The 16,573-nt window shown below is 67.0% G+C and carries 16 protein-coding genes, 1 pseudogene and 1 riboswitch; of the genes and pseudogenes, 6 read left to right on the forward strand and 11 right to left on the reverse strand.

All coding sequences use genetic code 11. From position 1 onward, the window contains the following. The coding region (locus ACI38Z_RS03880) for an HAD family hydrolase (protein WP_439788874.1) at positions 1-351 on the reverse strand (351 nt) is incomplete at its 3' end. Positions 352-489: 138 nt separating this feature from the next. Further along, positions 490-603: riboswitch (TPP riboswitch) on the forward strand. Between ACI38Z_RS03880 and thiC the strand changes: the two genes are divergently transcribed. The 4 genes from thiC (at position 591) to thiD (ending at position 4,420) form a co-directional block, all read left to right on the forward strand. Then, positions 591-1,883 carry a phosphomethylpyrimidine synthase ThiC gene (gene thiC / locus ACI38Z_RS03885; protein WP_439788875.1) on the forward strand — a complete coding sequence of 431 codons (1,293 nt, stop codon included), beginning with the start codon at positions 591-593 and terminating at the stop codon, positions 1,881-1,883. Its footprint overlaps the riboswitch before it by 13 nt. Before the next feature lie 145 nt (positions 1,884-2,028). Beyond that, entirely contained in the window at positions 2,029-2,859 is an 831-nt protein-coding gene (thiM, locus tag ACI38Z_RS03890; RefSeq protein WP_439788876.1) for a hydroxyethylthiazole kinase, read from the forward strand. Further along, positions 2,859-3,584 carry a thiamine phosphate synthase gene (thiE, locus tag ACI38Z_RS03895; protein ID WP_439788877.1) on the forward strand — a complete coding sequence of 242 codons (726 nt, stop codon included), beginning with the start codon at positions 2,859-2,861 and terminating at the stop codon, positions 3,582-3,584. The genes thiM and thiE overlap by 1 nt, the downstream gene beginning before the upstream one ends. Continuing rightward, the gene (gene thiD / locus ACI38Z_RS03900) at positions 3,581-4,420 is read left to right on the forward strand and encodes a bifunctional hydroxymethylpyrimidine kinase/phosphomethylpyrimidine kinase (protein WP_439788878.1); all 840 of its coding nucleotides are present in this window, start codon (positions 3,581-3,583) and stop codon (positions 4,418-4,420) included. Before thiE ends, thiD begins: the two co-directional genes overlap by 4 nt. Before the next feature lie 51 nt (positions 4,421-4,471). On the opposite strand, the gene ACI38Z_RS03905 is transcribed toward thiD, so the two are convergent. The 10 genes from ACI38Z_RS03905 to ACI38Z_RS03950 all read right to left on the reverse strand — a co-directional run bounded on the left by ACI38Z_RS03905 (position 4,472) and on the right by ACI38Z_RS03950 (position 13,203). Further along, positions 4,472-4,870, reverse strand: a complete 399-nt coding sequence (locus ACI38Z_RS03905; protein WP_439788879.1) for a pyridoxamine 5'-phosphate oxidase family protein — start codon at positions 4,868-4,870, stop codon at positions 4,472-4,474. Positions 4,871-5,035: 165 nt separating this feature from the next. Further along, positions 5,036-5,446 carry a winged helix-turn-helix transcriptional regulator gene (locus ACI38Z_RS03910; RefSeq protein ID WP_439788880.1) on the reverse strand — a complete coding sequence of 137 codons (411 nt, stop codon included), beginning with the start codon at positions 5,444-5,446 and terminating at the stop codon, positions 5,036-5,038. A gap of 180 nt (positions 5,447-5,626) precedes the next feature. Then, positions 5,627-7,039 (reverse strand): APC family permease, encoded by a 1,413-nt coding sequence (locus tag ACI38Z_RS03915; RefSeq protein WP_439788881.1) that lies wholly within the window; start codon positions 7,037-7,039, stop codon positions 5,627-5,629. A 30-nt stretch (positions 7,040-7,069) separates the two neighbouring features. Beyond that, positions 7,070-7,417: a P-II family nitrogen regulator gene (locus tag ACI38Z_RS03920; protein ID WP_439788882.1), complete on the reverse strand. Its 348-nt coding sequence runs from the start codon at positions 7,415-7,417 to the stop codon at positions 7,070-7,072. A gap of 101 nt (positions 7,418-7,518) precedes the next feature. Beyond that, entirely contained in the window at positions 7,519-8,415 is an 897-nt protein-coding gene (locus ACI38Z_RS03925; RefSeq protein WP_439788883.1) for a helix-turn-helix domain-containing protein, read from the reverse strand. A 146-nt stretch (positions 8,416-8,561) separates the two neighbouring features. Then, entirely contained in the window at positions 8,562-9,689 is a 1,128-nt protein-coding gene (locus ACI38Z_RS03930; RefSeq protein ID WP_439788884.1) for a tyramine oxidase subunit B, read from the reverse strand. A gap of 51 nt (positions 9,690-9,740) precedes the next feature. Continuing rightward, positions 9,741-10,907, reverse strand: coding sequence for an NAD(P)/FAD-dependent oxidoreductase (locus ACI38Z_RS03935; protein WP_439788885.1), 1,167 nt, complete (start codon positions 10,905-10,907; stop codon positions 9,741-9,743). After that, a complete protein-coding gene (locus ACI38Z_RS03940) occupies positions 10,897-11,229 on the reverse strand; it encodes a (2Fe-2S)-binding protein (protein WP_439788886.1) in 333 nt (110 codons plus the stop codon). The genes ACI38Z_RS03935 and ACI38Z_RS03940 overlap by 11 nt, the downstream gene beginning before the upstream one ends. Positions 11,230-11,242: 13 nt before the next feature. Then, positions 11,243-12,838 carry an FAD-dependent oxidoreductase gene (locus ACI38Z_RS03945; RefSeq protein ID WP_439788887.1) on the reverse strand — a complete coding sequence of 532 codons (1,596 nt, stop codon included), beginning with the start codon at positions 12,836-12,838 and terminating at the stop codon, positions 11,243-11,245. Further along, positions 12,835-13,203 (reverse strand): (2Fe-2S)-binding protein, encoded by a 369-nt coding sequence (locus ACI38Z_RS03950; RefSeq protein ID WP_439788888.1) that lies wholly within the window; start codon positions 13,201-13,203, stop codon positions 12,835-12,837. Before ACI38Z_RS03950 ends, ACI38Z_RS03945 begins: the two co-directional genes overlap by 4 nt. 315 nt (positions 13,204-13,518) lie before the next feature. Between ACI38Z_RS03950 and ACI38Z_RS03955 the strand changes: the two genes are divergently transcribed. Then, positions 13,519-13,641: a hypothetical protein gene (locus ACI38Z_RS03955; protein ID WP_439788889.1), complete on the forward strand. Its 123-nt coding sequence runs from the start codon at positions 13,519-13,521 to the stop codon at positions 13,639-13,641. Between the two features lie 27 nt (positions 13,642-13,668). Next, a pseudogene (locus ACI38Z_RS03960) lies at positions 13,669-16,573 on the forward strand (hypothetical protein); the annotation flags it as partial.

Consider the following 16,573-nt stretch of genomic DNA (forward strand, 5'->3'; position numbering starts at 1 on the left):
ACCCTCGACCTCGTCGTCGTAGAGCGTGAGCGCCACGCCCTCGCCCTCGACTTCCTTTAGGTAGTCTGCCAGCGCGTCCAGCGTCTCACGGCTGGGGGCATCGCGCCTGATGACCTCTCCGCGCAGGCGCACGACCTGACCGTTGACGAAGATGCCAGTGGCAAAGCAGTCGGCCGCGTCCGCCTCGAACATCCAGGACATCATGCCGATGGTCCTGCCGGAGATGGGCCCTGCCACCAGGCCGGGGATGGCGTTGACGCGGCGGATCGCCGCGATGGAGCGGTCGGACGCGCGGCCCTGGCCGTAGGGGATGAGCGTGTCGTCCAGGTCGGACAGGGCGAGCTTGATCATGGGTCCTTCGGGTGGCAGTGGTTGTTCTTCTCACCTAGGTATTTTCGCACGCGCGGGACATGACGCTACGGTAGCTTGCGTAATCCTGCCTTTGTGCCAGACATTGTGCGTGACATTCCCGGGAAGTGTTCTACAATGGGCCGCGACATGGGGAGCTGGGATACGGCCCGGCTGAGAGGTGGCGTCCATTCGCCACGACCCAAGAACCTGATGTGGATAATGCCAACGAAGGGAGCGTCATGACGCAGATGGATTCTGCGCGCGCGGGAACCGTAACCGACGCGATGCATGCAGTGGCACAGGCCGAGCACAGATCAGACGAGTACATTAGGGACGCCGTCGCGCGGGGGACCATCGCCATCCCGTGCAACCCGGCGCACACGGCGCTGCGGCCGTGCGGCGTGGGCGAGGGGCTGCGCACGAAGGTCAACGTGAACCTGGGGATCTCGGGCGACATCCAGAACGCGCCCGAGGAGCGGGAGAAGGTCTCCATCGCGGAGCGCTTTGGCGGGGACGCGATCATGGACCTGTCGAACTCCGGCAAGACGCGCCCGTTCCGTCGCGAGCTCATCCAGAAGACGCCGCTCATGGTGGGCACCGTGCCCATATACGACGCCATCGGCTACAACGACAAGCCGCTGGTTGAGCTGACGGCGCAGGACTTTCTGGACGTGGTTGAGGCACACGCGGAGGACGGCGTCGACTTCATGACGATCCACGCGGGGTTCAACCGCTCGGTGCTGAAGACCCTGATGGAGACCAAGCGCCTGACCAACGTGGTGTCCCGCGGAGGGTCGCTCCTGTTTGGCTGGATGATGACCACGGGACAGGAGAACCCGTTTTACGAGCACTTTGACGAGGTGCTCGAGATCCTGCACGACCACGACGTGACCATCAGCCTGGGCGACGCCCTGCGCGCGGGATCGACCTACGACGCGACGGACGCGAGCGAGGTGGCCGAGCTGGTGGAGCTGGGCAAGCTCACGACCCGCGCATGGGAGAAGGGCGTGCAGGTGGTGGTCGAGGGACCCGGCCACATGGCGCTTGACGAGATCCAGGCCAACATGAAGCTGCAGAAGCGCCTGTGCCATGGTGCGCCGTTCTACGTGCTGGGGCCGCTCGTGACGGACATCGCGCCCGGCTACGACCACATTACCGCGGCCATCGGCGGCGCCGTGGCGGCAAGCTCCGGCGCGGACTGGCTCTGCTACGTGACGCCGGCAGAGCACCTGAAGCTCCCCAACGCGCAGGAGGTGCGCGAGGGCCTGGTGGTCACGCGCATCGCGGCGCACGCGGCAGACATCGCAAAGGGAATCCCCGGCGCCCGCGACATAGACAACAAGATGAGCGAGGCGCGCCGCCGCGTGAACTGGGACGACATGTTTGCCTGCGCCATCGACCCCGACCGCGCCAAGGAGATCCTGGCGGAGGCGCCCCCCGAGGAGGACGGCACCTGCACGATGTGCGGCAAGATGTGCGCCGCCCGCACCGTGAACAGGATCATGGCGGGGCTCACGGTCGACCTCGACTAGCGACCGGCGGCTGCGGCACGCGACCGGCCGCCGCAGCCGTGCCATAAGTTCCGCAACCAGCGGCAATCAAGACATCCAGAAGAGAAGAACGAGCGGCCTCGCCAGGCACCGCGTCTGGGCAGGCCGCCGTAAGGAGCATGCAACCATGAAGTCCACCGAGCTTGCAAACTGCCTCGACGCGGTGCGCGCCACGTCGCCCCTCGTGCACTGCATCACCAACTACGTCACCGTGAACGACTGCGCCAACGCGCTGCTCGCCATAGGCGCGAGCCCCATCATGAGCGACGAGCCGGACGACGTTGAGGACATCACGTCCATCTGCCAGGGGCTCGACCTCAACATCGGCACGCTCAACCGTCGCAGCATCGAGGGCATGGGCCGCGCGGGCGCCAGGGCGGCGCAGCTGGGCCACGCCATCGTGCTCGACCCCGTGGGCGCCGGCGCCTCGCACCTGCGCACGGACACGGCGCGCCAGCTGCTGGAGGGCTGCCACCCCGCGCTCGTGCGCGGCAACATGAGCGAGGTCCGCGCGCTGGGCGGCGCATCCTCCAGCACGCGCGGGGTTGACGCCAGTGCGGCCGACGTCGCGACGCGCGAAAACTTGCACGAGTCTGCCGGCTTTGTAGCGCGCCTGGCCCAGGCGTGGGGCTGCACCGTGGCCGTCACGGGCGCCATCGACATCGTGAGCGACGGCGCGCGCACCTGCGCCATCACCAACGGCGTACCCATGATGGGCCGCATCACGGGCACCGGCTGCATGCTCTCCGCGCTGCTCCCGGCGTTCCTCGCGGTCGGCACGGACGCGTTTCTCGCCACCGTCGCCGGCGTGGCGACCATGGGCGTGTGCGGCCAGAAGGCGCGCTCGCGCATGACGGGGGAGGACGGCACGGGCAGCTTCCGCACGTACCTGATCGACGCGCTCTCAACCGTGACCGGCGCGGAGCTTGCGGACGCCGCCCAGGTGGAGGACCTCTGATGGCCGCCGAGCGGGAGGCAGGCGCTCTGGGCGAGAAGTGCCTGGCGCCCTGCCGTCGCGGGCGCTGGTCGGCGGAGGCCATCCGCCGCGGCATGCTGCTGTACGCCGTGACGGACCGCGCTTGGTTGCGCGGCCGCACGCTCGCCGCGTGCGTGGCGCAGGCCGTCGCAGGCGGCACGACCTTCGTGCAGCTGCGCGAGAAGGACGCCCCCGCGAAGGAGAGGCGCGCCCTCGCGCTCGAGCTCAAGGCGCTGTGCGAGGAGCTGGGCGTGCCCTTTGTGATTGACGACGACGTGGAGCTCGCCCGCGAGGTGCGGGCCGACGGCGTGCACGTGGGGCAGGAGGACACGTCCTGCGCCCGCGCCCGCGCGCTGCTGGGGCCCGACGCCATCGTGGGGGTGTCCGCCCAGACCGTGGACGAGGCCGTGGCCGCGTGGCGCGCCGGGGCCGACTACCTGGGCGTGGGCGCGCTGCACCCCACGCCCACCAAGCCTGACGCCGTGGACGTGACCTACGACGAGCTGCGCCGCATCTGCGCGGCCGTGCCCATCCCCGTGGTGGGCATCGGCGGCGTGGACGCCTCCACGGCGCACGAGCTTGCCGGCACGGGCGTCGCGGGCGGCGCCGTCGTGTCCGCGATCTTTGCGGCAGACGACTGCGAGGCGGCGGCGCGCGGGCTCCGCGCGAGCCTGGAGGCCGCGCTGCCGGACGCGGTCCGCGCATGAGGGCCGTCCTCGCGATAGCGGGGCTCGACAGCTCCGGCGGCGCCGGCCTCGCGCGCGACGTGGCGACCATCACGGGCATGGGGCTCCATGCCAAGGTGGCCGCCACGGCCGTGACGGCCCAGTCGCTCGCGGCGGTGCGGCGCGTGGTCCCGCTCGCGCCCGACCTGGTGGCGGCCCAGATCGCGGCTGCCTATGAGGACCTGGCGCCCGCTGCCGTCAAGGTCGGCATGCTCGGCACGCCCGGGGTCGCGGCCGCGGTGGCCGAGGCGCTCGCGCAGGCACACGCAAGCAACGTGGTGGTCGACCCCGTGCTCGCCTCCACGAGCGGCACGCCGCTCCTGGCTGGAGCGCCGGATGCGCCGGGCGTGAAGGACGCGGCGTCCCGGGTCGACGCAGCGTCTAGGGCCGATGCGGCGTCCGTGCTTGGCGCCCTCTTCCGGCAGGCCACACTCGTGACGCCCAACGTGCCGGAGGCCGAGGCGCTGCTGGGACGACAGATAGACGATAGGGACAACATGGCAGCCGCGGCGGCCGATCTTCTCGGCCGCTACGGCTGCGCGGTGCTCCTCAAGGGCGGGCACCTGGGTCTAGCGGATGACTGCCTCGCCACCGCGGAGGACACGACCTGGGTGGGCGTGCCGGCGGTCGCGGGAGGCTCGGCGCACGGTACGGGGTGCATGCTGTCGAGCGCCATCGCCGCGGGCCTTGCCATGGGCCTGGGGCTTGCGGAGGCGGTGCGCCGGGCAAAGCTGCTGCTCGCGCGGGGGCTTGCGGGTCGCTTCACGTTGCCCGAGGGCGCCTACCTCCACCTGCCGGGCGCCTGGCTGCCGGAATAGTCTGGCGGCGTCCGGCTTGCGGCGTCCGGCTTGCGGCTGGCTGCTGCTGCCCTACGCCAGGACCTTCTTGTTGTCCGGGCCGGGGGTGGTCACGATCACGGTGTCCGGGGTGATGACGAGCGCGCCCTTGGCGGTTGCCGCGCCCTTGAAGACCTTCTCCACGATCTGCTTGAACTCGTCCACGATCGCGCCCTCGGCCACGTAGCTTGCGGTTCCCTTGATCTGGTAGCCCTCGAGCGCCTTGGGGTCGTACACGGAGATGGCGATCTTGCCGCCGTTGGCCTCGATGTTCTTGAGCGTGGTGCCCAGGAAGACGTCGCCCACCAGCAGCTTGCCGTCCTCGGTCACCTTCTTGAAGGCCACGGGCACCACGTTGGGCACGCCGTTTGCGTCGCAGGTCGCGAGGTCCCACATGCTGGCGTCCAGAAGCTTGGTCACGTTCTCGTTCATGTCTGTCTCCCTCTCTTGTCTTTGGCTGCTCTGCCGTTTGGCGATACTCAAGATATGAAATCGACTCGGCAATCTAAAGACGTTAAAGGGAACATGAGCGGCTATGGTTGCCACAAGTGGCTTCTGACCTGCGACGATGCGAGGCCGTGCGCCGCCGCGTCCCGCCTACGCCCCCGCGCGGCGCCCCGTGGGCTCCACGTCCACGTAGTCGCAGGTCTGGCACTGGCGCGGTGCGTCGCTCGTGACCTCGCGGTGCACCTGCCCCGCCCACGCGCAGATGGAGCGCAGGATGGGCACGGCGGAAAGGCCGCGCGGCGTGAGCGAGTACTCCACGCGCGGCGGGATCTCGTCAAAGCTCTGGCGCAGCACCATGCCGCTCGCGATGAGCTCCTTGAGCGACGCGGAGAGCACCGCGTCCGACACGTTGGTCATCTCGTCTCGCAGCTGGCTGTAGCGAAGCCGCCCCTTGGCGGAGAGCACGCAGAGTATGCGACTCTTCCACTTGCCGCCAAACACGTCCAGCCCATACTCCAGCGGGCAGCGGATGTCCTTCTCGAGCTTCCTCCTGTGTTGCATGAGGTCACGTCCCCAGGTCGTCGTTCTTCTCGTCCACGCAAAGTCTTGCAGGCAACCCGCCGACCCGCAAGTAACTAAGGGGAACAATAGCGACCCCATCAGGCAGAAACCTGGGACAGGAGCACTCGCCGGGGGAGAAGGACGCGGCCTTTGGGCAGGCGCACGGCCGTGGTCGCGGCGCTACCGCCAGATGCCGCGACGGCGGCGGATCGTGTAGTAGAGGTCGTTCTCCATGGCCAGGACCTGCGGGATGGGCACGGGCTTGAGCGCCGGCATGTGCATCTTGCGGCGGATCCAGAAGAGCGAGTACACGCCCAGCACCGCGAGCGTCACCAGGGAGACCAGCCACACCATGCGGGCCTCGGCCGGGTCGGACGAGATGTTTGCGATCATGAAGATGGTGCCCACGATGCCCGCCACGGGGATCACGGGGCCGCCCGGCACCCTGAACGCGCGCGGCGCCTTGGGGAAGCGCCGCCTGAGCACCAGGACGTCCAGGTCCGCCAGGATGTAGGACACGAGCCACAGCACCGTGACCACCAGGATCATGAACGAGATGGAGTCCGACGTCCCGCCGGACAGGAACGCGATCACGCAGATGGAGACCGTGACGAAGAGAATCGCGACCGCCGGGGCCCCGTGCCTGTTCTTCCTCGCGAAGAAGTGCGGCATCATGTTGACCTTGGTCATGCCGTCCGTTATCTGGGACAGGCCGTTGACCGTGGAGTTCTGTGAGCCCGTGAAAGCGAGCGCGGACACGACGCACATCCAGACCTTGCCGAAGCTGCCCAGGAGGTTCTCGCCGTAGAGCAGGTGCGGCGTGGCGGACTTGGAGAGCTCCGCCCACGGCACGTAGTTGCCAAAGCCCAGCACCACGATCGAGTCCATCACGAAGATGAGCACGAGGCTGAGTATCATGCCTAGCGGGATGTTGCGCTTGGCGTTGCGTACGTCCTTGGATATGGGGATGCAGTACTCCGCCCCCACGAAGAGCCACGACGCCGTGCCCACGGCCGCCACGACGGACGCCGGGTCCGTGGCGACGGCGGCCTGCTGGTGCACGACCGCTCCTGTGCCGAGCTTGCACGCGCCGATGAGGCCGATGGCGATCATGGACGCCAACAGCAGGTAGGACACGAGGTCCTGCAGCTTGGCGAAGGCGTCCACGCCCAAAAGCGCGCACACGGCGATTACGATGGAGACCACGGTGGGCCACACGGCAGCGGGGATGGGCAGGTGCAGCGTCTCGGTCATGACCGAGCCGAAGATGGCGGCCTCCACGCCGCCACAGAGGATGTTGCACACCAGGTAGCCGCCGACCATCGCCACGAGCGTGGGCAGGGGGCCGAGCCCCGCGAGCGTGTACTGCACCAGTCCGCCCGTGGCGTTGGGCATGAGGCTGTTGAGCTCCGCCATGCAGGCGGCCGAGCACAGGTTGAGCACGAGCGCGATGGCCATGGCCGGTATGAACATGGTCCCGGCCTCGCCGGCGCCCTGCCCGAGCGAGACGAGGCAGCTCATCGAGACGATGAGGCCCATCGAGACGGATACGACGTTCCTGAGTCCGAGCGGCTTGTCCTCGTCCCGTGCCATGGCACCCTCCCTGGTTCGCGTCCTGTCCGGCTAGATCGCGTCCGTGTCCTCGTCGCCGGTGCGGACGCGCACGACCTGCGTCAGGTCGCTCACGAAGATCTTGCCGTCCCCGATGTGGCCGGTGTAGAGCTCCTTCTCGATCAGGTCCACGAGCTCGTGAACGCGGGACGTCTCCACCACCACGGACACCATGGTCTTGGGCAGGAGCTCCATCTCGTAGTTCTCGTCCACCTCGTATTCCTTGGTGCCCTTCTCGACGCCGCAGCCCAGGACCTGCATCACGGTCATGCCGCGCACGTGCGCGCGGCTGAGCGTGCGGCGAAGGCCGTCGAACTTCTCCATGCCGGTGATGATGTCGATCCTCGATACCTCAGACATTGCAGCCTCCCTCGGGCGGTTGGCCCTACGCGGGCACGGCGTGCCCTCATGTGTACGTGACGGTGAAGCGGGTGAGAAGAACGGTCGTGCGGGGCCTGAGGCTAGGCCGTGGCACCCACGAGCGAGCGGAACTGCCCCGGCGTCATGCCCGCGAAGTCGTCGAACTCGTGGACCAGGTGGGACTGGTCGTTGTAGCCGCAGGCAAGCGCGATCTCGGACGCGCTCGCGCCCTCGCGCGGGTGCGCGATGAGGCTCATGGCGTGCTGGAAGCGCACGAAGCGCGCGTACAGCTTGGGCGAGAACCCGTGCACCTCGGCAAAGGCCCTGCGCAGGTAGCGGGGTGATACCCCGGCCTCCTGCGCCACGGACGCGACGGTGGCCCTGCCGCCGGTGCGCTGGATCTCCTGCCGCGCGACGCGCTCGACCGCGCGCACGTGCTCGGAGCCCGGCATGCCCACGGGGGCGCCGTCCTCGCGCTGCCAGGAGCGCAGCTCGCACTCGAGCAGCCGCATGCGCTCCTCCTGGTCGTCGGCCTCGAAGAGCCGCGTGGCGAGCGGGCCCTCCGTGATGTCGCGGTCGAGCGCGACGTCCGCGTCGACCAGGTCCTCGGGCGCGAGTCCGTGGGGGAGGAGCGCCTCGCCGGAGCGGAAGCGGCAGCCCACCCAGGAGCGACCCTCCGAGAAGGACCACGCGCGGGCCGAGGAGACGGTGCCGCCGATGGTCACGACCACGTCCGAGGGGCCGATGCCAAAGGAGAGGTCGACGCAGCCGTCGGGCACGGCCCAGGGGTTGACGGCCTCCCTGCCGGTGCAGAACGCGTAGACGAGTGCGGCGCTTCCGCCCTCGGGAACGCGCTCCTCGTAGTCGAGGACGCCGAGCGGCAGGTAGGGCTGGTCGGCCCGCTCAGGGGTTTGGGCGTCGTGGGCGGTCCTTCTCGCCCGGGCGGTCCTTGCCTCGAGCGCGCGCGGCCTCCAGGCAATCGAAGTCGTCCTGACCAAAGCTGCCTCCCGTCGCCGGATGCGGGGCCTGTCGCGCCGTCGGCGCGGCCCGTGCATCATCCCTGTCCCCACCTAAAAACGATACCAGCGAAGGTTTTCAAATCGTTGCGGCGATGGTTACGGGGATGTTGCCGGGTGCGCGAGCGTCAGAACATGGCGGGGGCGTCCCAGAGCTTGAGCTCCTGGCCGATGCCGAGCTCCTTGGCCCTGCGGTAGACGTCGCCGCCCCAGGCGATGTCCTCCACGGGCATGCCGCCGACGGAGTAGACGATGGTCTGGTCGTCGCTCACGCGGCCGGGGACCTTGCCGGTGATGACGTCCGTGATGCTCACGATGGAGGAGCGCTCGATCTTGCCCTCGTGCGCCAGGTCCGTGAACGCGCAGCCGATGATGCCCATCTTGGGGAAGGTGGGGTAGGGGTACTCCTCTTCCCACGCCTCGTAGAGGCCCATGTTGTCGACCACGAGGCGGCTCTTGAGCAGGAAGTCCTCGTCGAACAGGGCCGCGGACGGCATGGAGACGAGCGCGCCCGGCTTGATCCAGGAGCCCTCGACCTTGGGGAAGCTCGCGAGGTCGTCCGAGACCGTGGTGGTGAAGGACACGATGTCCGCGTCGCGCACGGCGTCCTCGATCGTGTCGCACACCTCGACGCTCTTGATGCTTGGGAGCTCGGACTTCACGAACGCGACGAACGAGTCGAGCGAGCGCTTGCCGCGGCCCTTGATGCGGATGGTGTCGAGCGTGGGGCAGGCCGCCACGAAGGCCGCGGCGGACGTCTTGCCCATGACGCCGGGGCCGACGATGGCCGCGACCTTGGCGTCCTTGGGCGCGAGGTAGCGCGCGCCGACGCCGGGGATGCCGCCCGTGCGGTAGGCGGAGAGGAGGTTGGCGGACATGAGGGCGATGGGGGCGCCGGTGTCCTTGTCGTTGAGCATCATGGTGAGGATGGAGCGGGGCAGGCCCTTCTCCTTGTTCTTCATGTTGGAGCCGTACCACTTGACGCCGGCCATCTGCCAGCGTCCGCCCAGGTAGGCGGGCATGGCCATGAAGCGGCGGTCCTCCCCGTTGGCGGGCATGGTGGGGAACTTGGGGTGGTCCGGGAACATGATCATCGTTCCGTGGGAGTTGTGGTTCTCGCCGCCCATGACGTAGTCGCCCTTGGCGAGCGTGACGAGGAGCTCCTCCATGCAGTCGATGCAGGCGGGCATGTCCTTGACGCCCGCGGCGATCATGTCGGGTTCGCTGAGATAGAGGAAGTCGATGCTGGTGTCCATTGGTGGTCCCTTCCATCGGTTGTGGTTAAGGATTGGAGAAGAGCGTGCCGCCTAGGCCCTGGCGTGGAAGCGGTCGTAGCGGAATGCCGAGAGGTCGAGCGTGGTCTTCTCGCCCAGCGCGACCTCGGAGAGGAGCGTGCCGACGATGGGCGAGATGCCAAAGCCGTGGCCCGTGAACGCGCAGCCCACGACGAGGCCGGGGACCTCGTCCACGGCGCCGAGCACGGGCACGCCGTCGATGCAGACGTCCTCGTAGCCGCCCCAGGTGCGCACGATCTTGGCGTTGGCGAGCTTGGGGATGTAGCGCAGGATGCCGCGGCAGATGGCGGGCGCCGTGATGGAGGAGTTGGCGTCGTGCCCGTTGTCCTTGTTGACGTCCTCGAGGCCGGAGTCGCCGCCGAAGACGAAGGAGCCGTGCTTGGTCTGGTGTCCGTAGAAGTCTGCGTCGGCGGTGCCGAGCATCTGCGGGAACATCGTGGGCTCCATCTCGGTCACGAGCGCCTCGATCAGGACGTTGGACATGGGGACGTCGATCCCGACGCTGGCGAGGATCTTGCGGGAGGCGTAGCCGGCGCAGACGATCACGCGGTCGGCCTCGAACGTGGCCTCCGGGCAGACGACCTTGCGGACGCTGCCGTGGACCTTGCGGAGCTCCGTCACGGGCATGCCGGTGTAGAAGCGCACGCCCAGGCGGCGGGCCGCCATGTAGTAGGCGTACGTGGCCTTGAGTGGGTTGGCGTGTCCGTCCGTTGGGCACCAGGACGCGCCGATGACCTCGTCCGAGAGGTAGGGGTTGATCTGACGGACCTCGTCGCCGGTGATCATGCGCATGTCGAGCCCCTGGGCCACGGCCTTGTCGCGCAGGCCCTCGAGGATCTTGATGTGGCGCTCGGTCTTGCCGAGGCGGAGGTTGCCGCCCTGGCAGTACTCTACGTCCGCGCCGAGCTCCTCGGAGAGGTGCGGCCACATGTTCCTGACGGCGTACATCGCGAGCGGGAGCTCGCGCGGGTCGCGTCCGGACTGGCGGACGCCGCCGCCGTTCCTGGTGGAGCCGCCGTTGCCGATGACGTCCGACGCGTCGAGCACGATGACGGACGTGCCCTTCTTGGCGAGGTAGTAGGCCGTCGCGCACCCGATGATGCCGGCGCCCACGACGATTGCGTCTGCGGTGCGGCTGGAGACGTCAGCCGTGGTTCCCTTGGTCACGTTACTCTCCATCCCTTCCACCTTCCTTCGCGAACACGCCCATCTCGATGGGGCGCATGGGGGCGCGCGAGCTTGCGGGCTCGAGCTCGTCCGGCGAGACGCCCAGCTCCCGCGCCATGATGCCCTTCACGAGGCGGGCGCAGGTCTGGCCCTGGCAGAGGCCCATGCCGCAGCGCAGGTAGCGCCTGACCTCCGCGACGGTAAAGAGCCCGTCGTGCACGGCCTTCCTGATCTGGCCCTGCGTGACCTCCTCGCAGCGGCAGACGACCATGTCGTCACCCGGCTTGGGCTCGAAGGGGCCGAGGTCCCTCGTGCGGTCGTTGATCTCCTTCATCTGGAATCCCCCCTCAGGCTTCGTCCGTGGCGGGCGCTGCCTTGAAGAACCGTGCCCTCATCGCCATGTCCTCGGGCACCCTGACCGTGACGATTGCCGTGTGGTCGAAGGCCTTTGTGCGCTTGACGCCCACGACCTCCGATTCGCACACGGGGTTGCCGTCGCGGCCGAGCGCCTGGCCGCGGTCGCCCTTCTGGGGCAGCGGCAGGAACTCGTAGGGGAAGGTGACCTCGGCATAGCCGGGCTCGCTCTTCTCGTCCACGAGGAAGATCGCCTGGCCCGGGCAGGACGCGACGCAGAGGCCGCAGCCGATGCAGTTGGCGTCAGGCTCGAGCTGCGGCAGCGCCGTGATGTGCGAGCCGACCTTGATGCAGTGCTTGGGGCAGACGTCCTGGCAGGGGTTGCACGGGATGTTCTGGGTGCACTCGATGACGGGGTGGATGCCCACGCGGTGCGTGACGCCGGGGAAGCGCTCGATCTCGCTATCGGCCACGTAGCCGCGCTCGAGCAGGCTCTGGGATACGGGTATGCCCTCCTCGGTCTTCTCGACCTTCTTGCCGCGGTTCTTGGGCGCGAACATGCCCTGGCGCAGGCCGTCGAGCGCGCGCTCGTTGTCGCCCACGCCCGCGCGAGCCTCGTCCTCCGTGGCGAAGCCCAGGTAGTAGGCCGCCGCGAGGCCGGAGATCCTGCCCTCGATCATGGCCGAGGAGGCCTCCTCGATGCCGGAGACGTCGCCCGCCGCGAAGATGCCGGGGATGCTCGTCTGGCCGAGGTCGTCCACCACGGGGACCTGGCCGCCCTTCTTGCGGTCGTCCACGACCTTGCAGCCGTCCATCTTGAAGAGCTGCGACATGGGGGAGAGGCCCACGGCGACGCAGATCGTGTCCACGTCGAAGTGCTTCTCGGTCCCGGAGACAAACTGGAAGTGGCTGTCCACCTGAGCGATCGTGACGCCCGTGACGTGGTCCGTGCCCTCGGCCTTCTTGATGGTGTGGCTGAGGTAGAACGGGACGCCAGTGCGTGCGACCTTTGCGGCGTGCACGCCGTAGCCGCCCACGTGCGGGGCCGCGTCCACGAGCGCCACCACGTCGCAGCCGGCCTGCTTGAGCTGGTAGCTCACGACGAGGCCCACGTTGCCGGTGCCGAGCATGAGCACGCGCTTGCCGGGCATCACGCCGTGCAGGTTCATCATGGTCTGGGCCGCGCCCGCGCCGATGACGCCGGGGAGCGTCCAGCCCTCGAAGGTGACCATGTTCTCCGCGGCGCCGGTCGCCACGACGATGGCGTCGCCCTTGTAGTGGTTGACCTCCCCGCCCTGCCTGACGACGACCTCCTTGTCCTGGTAGAGGCCGATGACGGTGGAGTCGAGCTCGACCTCGACGCCGAGCCTGGCGGCCTCGTCCAGCAACTCCTGGCCGATCACGAAGCCGCGGACCTTGGCGCGGTGCTCCTTGGAGCCAAAGAACTTGTGGATCTGCTTGAAGAGCTGGCCGCCGGGACGCGCGTTCTCGTCGAACACGACGACGTGCACGCCGTGCTTGGCCGCCTCGATGGCGGCGGACATGCCGGCCGGGCCGGCCCCGACCACGATCAGGTCATAGCGCTTCATGCGGCACCACCGTCCTTCGCGGATGCCCCGTCCTTCTCGCCCGCCGCGTCGAACGGCACGGCCGTGGCCCCGTACTGGGTCTGGACCGTCATGCCCTCCGCGAGCGGCGTCATGCACGTGCGCACGTTGGGGACGCCGTCCACCACCATCACGCAGTCCGTGCAGCGGCCGATTGCGCAGAAGATGCCGCGCGGCTCGTGGCGCTTGGCCGTGTAGCGGTGCACCATCACGCCGGCGGCCTTGAGCGCCATCGCGACCGGCTCGCCCTCGTATCCCTGGAGCGTCCTTCCGTCGTAGGTGAAGCTGACCAGCCTTCCCTTCTGGGGCACGCCCAGGATCGGATGCTCTGCAATGCGCGTTCCCATGTCCCCTCCTCTGCCGAGCGCCGGTGCCGACCGGCGCGTTGTGTGCGGCTAGGGCCCTGCGGGAGGGGCTGCGTCCGATGCCTCCCGCAGTGCCTGAGTTTGTAATAGGCCAGCTCAGAGGGCGGGTATTGTAAGAAACGGCCCTCACGACCAGTCGAAACGCCTGGTTTTCAGGCTCGAAACTTTTGAAACGGGCGAGAAACGCGCGCGGCCAGGGTTGGGACTCGTGCGGGGGTGCGTGAGGGACGGAAGGCAATTGAGAGCGATACAGAAAAATAGTTGCCTCCTGAAATGTTGTGCAACATTTCTGGATGCGTGCTGAACGACCATGGAGCACGAGAGGGCGACTGCTCCGCCGGCTTTGTAGCTGCGGGGGATGGCGTCGCCGCCGTTGGCATGGGGATGCCGCTGGCTGCGCAGATCTTCTCGCCCTCGTAGACATGGGTTGGAAGGAGTGCGGCAGTTATGAAGAAGAATGGGCAGGAATCCGTTTCCCCCAAGCACATGAAGTCCGCGAAGGGCATCGCCGCGGCCGCGGCGTTTGCGACGACGGGCGCGCTGATTGTGGGTGCGACGCCGGCGCTGGCTGACGAGGCTTCCGCAACGACGACCACGGGCGACACCGCGAAGGCGACCACCACGCAGACCGCTCCGACGAACTCCGAGGTTGCGAAGGACGCGCTGGACAAGGCAACGGCGGCGCACAACCAGGCCGCGAGCGACGCAGCCAACGCAAAGCAGACGCTTTCCGACGCCCAGGCGCAGAAGGCCAAGGACGAGGCGACCGTTCGCGACGGTGTGAAGGACGTCCAGCAGAAGTCCGCGGACGAAGCTGCGAAGGCGCAGGATGCCGCGAACAAGGCTGCTGACGCAGCGAAGGAGGCAAGCGACAAGGCAACGTCGACCAAGACTCAGCTGGACGAAGCACAGAAGCAGGCCGCCGACGCCCAGAAGGCTGCCGACGCTGCTAAGGACGTGGACCAGGCAACACTGGATGCCGACAAGGCTGCGGTTAACAAGTCTGCTGCCGCGCAGAAGGACGCGCAGGATAAGGCCAACGCCGCACAGAAGGCTTCGGACGACGCGAACAAGGCCGTGAAGGACGCCCAGAAGGCTGCAACCGATGCCACTGCAGCAAAGGACACTGCAAAGCAGAACCTTGATGACGCCAAGAAGAACGCCGACTCCGCCGAGCAGGCGCAGAAGAATGCCCAGAAGGCCCTGAGCGACGCCACCTCCGGCAGCGCCGACCAGGCCAAGAAGGACGCCGACGCCGCTCAGGCTCAGGCCAATGCCGACCAACAGCAGGCCGACTCAGACGCCGACAAAGCCACCCAGAAGTCCGCAGACCTCGATAGTGCCAAGAAGGTCTACTCTGATGCCCAGGCTAAGGCCTCTGACGCTAACTCGACGCTGGAAAAGGCCCAGGACGCCCTATCCGACGCCCAGTCGAAGCTGGAAAAAGCCAAAGCAAACAAGAACACGACTGCTGCTGAGCTTAAGGATGCCCAGAAGGCTTATGACGATGCCAAGGCAGCTTATGACGCGCTGCCGGAACCGATTCCTCCAAAGACGGCAAAGGACACGCTTGACGCACTGACGTCAAAGGACATTTTCGGCGTTTCCGGGCATGAAAACATGTATGCCAATGATTATGCCGATATCAACAATGGCAATTATGGCACAGATGTGAAGGTCGATGGCTCGAACGCGAACTATGACTCGCTGATTAAGGCTTGCGACGTCATGGACAAGATTAACAAGGTCCGTGAGAGCTATGGGCTGCAGGACTTGAAGGTCGATCCGTATACGTTCATCGAGCAGACGCTTGAGTGCGACATCAATGACAGCGGAACCTATGCCAATCACTCCCCATATTCGTATGGGACGCGAAATCTCGCTTGGGGATATACGGACCCGGTTGCCGCTTGGATGAGCGAGAAGTCAGAGTATGACGCCTTCATCAAGGCCCACCCAGACGCCGTCGTCCAGGGAGTCGAGCGCGCGAAGAGCGGCCTCAGCGTTTATGAGTTTTGGCAGAAGTACCCTGACGAGTATCACAAGGTCGGTCACTTCCTGAATATCCTCGATAACAATAACATTCAAGGCGCTGGATTTAACTCGTCCAACAATACGGCAGCGTGGGGCGCTGATTGTGTCAACCTAGACGCTGGCTCATTCAAGTACTACACCGTCGAGGAGTTCCGCAACCTCATCAAGTCGATGATGAACGGGAACGGCTCTGCGGAGAAACAGGCAGCCAAGGAGAAGATGGATGCCGCAAAAGCGAGCGTTGGTAAAGCACAGGCTGCTTTCAAAGATGCTGAGTCTGCAGTAGCGAGTGCCCAGGCTGCAGTCGACCAGGCGCAGAAGGCCGTCAACACCGCCGCCGCTCAGAAGTCCGCAGCCGACGCCATCGCCCAGCAGGCAAAGGCCGCCCGCGACAAGGCTCAGTCCGCATACGACCAGGCGAAGGCCGCTGCTGACGCCTCCAGCCAGAAGGCTGCTAAGTCTGCCCAGGCCGCCAAGGACGCGCAGGCCCACTACGAGACCGTGAGCAAGGGCGCCCAGGCCGCCAAGGACGCGCTGGACAAGGCAAACGACGAGCTGGCAAAGGCCCAGCAGAAGCTCGCCGGCGCCCAGAAGGCCTATAATGATGCGACTCAGGCGAGCGACAAGGCTGACGCGGCGCTTGCCAAGGCAAAGCAGGATGCCGCGCAGAAGAGCGCGGCCCTGACGGATGCACAGCAGAAGCTGGCTGACGCCAAGGTTCAGGCCGACTCTGATGAAAAGGAACTCGCTGCCGATACTGCTGCCAGCCAGAAAAAGGCTGACCTGCAGAAGACTGCCCAGGACGCCAAGGACAAGGTGGAGCAACTGAAGGAGGAGCTGGCGGACGCCCAGGCGGATGCGAAGGCCAAGGCCGACGCGGTCGATCCCGCAAATGCCGAGGCCGCTCGCCTCGCCGCAGTGGCAAAGAAGCTTGCGGAGCTTGATGCGGACAAGATTCTGGCAGATCCGGCCGTTATGGATCCCTACATCGCGGATACCGAGCTTTCTGACTGGAAGGCTGAACTGCAGAGGATCCAGGATGCGGCAGTCGCCTACAACACCAAGGATTCCGATGCGATAGATCAGGCTCAGCAGGCGTACGATGCCGCTGCTGCAAACGAGCAGAAGACCGCTGCCGACCTGAAGAAGGCAAAGGCGGACTACGACCGCACGAAGGCTCTGGAGGATGCCATCAAGAAGGCGGTTGCCGAGGCGCAGGCCAAGACCGGCAAGACTGCTGCTACCGTCCATACCGGCGCGTACGTGCCGAAGCACATGGCAAGCGCGAACGGCAAGGGACTTGTTGCCGCGTCGAGCG

Source organism: Parafannyhessea sp., assembly GCF_051876455.1.
Classification (GTDB): Bacteria; Actinomycetota; Coriobacteriia; order Coriobacteriales; family Atopobiaceae; genus Parafannyhessea.